The organism is Flavobacterium sp. AK-301, assembly GCF_058310215.1.
This window is the reverse complement of record NZ_JBZEES010000045.1, coordinates 1-672: the sequence shown is the minus strand read 5'-3', so window position 1 is coordinate 672 and position 672 is coordinate 1. Positions and strand designations below refer to the sequence as shown.

Sequence of the window (672 nt, the reverse complement as noted above, 5' to 3'; positions counted from 1 at the left end):
TTTTATAGTAGCTGTTCCATTTGTATCATTGAAACACAGAACGTCTGTTTTACTAATTAGATCAGCTGTGAATTTTCTATCTTCAACAACAATGGATGCTGCTTTTTCTATTTCAAAATCACAAACTTTTGGTACCTGATATACCTGAATATCATCTATTCCTAAATCATTTCCTCCTACTATAAATGAATTGGTTCTGATTCTTAAATATAAAACTTCGTTTTGTTGTGGATTTAAATTTACAGAAATTAAATTCCATTTTTCATTTTGTTTAATATCTCCGGAATCGTAGGTTGCAATTACATTATTACCTACAACAGACACTAATTCAATCGTAATATTAGGGGCTCCTCCTGATGTATTGGCATTTAATAAATTAATCCCCCATAATGAAACATTTATTTCCTGATTAGGGATAATATCTTTAATTAGTTTTTCATAAATAAGGTTATCCTGACCTGACCTGTTTCCTACATTAACAATTAACATTCTTCCATCTGGATTTCCAGTATGATCTGTTAAATTTTTAATCCAGCCTCCCCAAGGTTTCTGGATTTTTTTTGTTATTGAATACTCTCCATCATTAATAAGTCTATTCGGATAAATTTTCTGGTCAATAAAGGTATATCCTTTAATTTCCGGACTGGAAATATCATCTCCTGCTCCGTAATC

General features: G+C 30.8%; 1 protein-coding gene. It reads right to left on the bottom strand.

The genetic code is table 11. The features are described 5' to 3' along the window. A partial coding sequence (locus AC4FQX_RS15170) for a hypothetical protein (RefSeq protein WP_491168562.1) occupies positions 1 to 672 on the bottom strand: 672 nt, incomplete at both ends.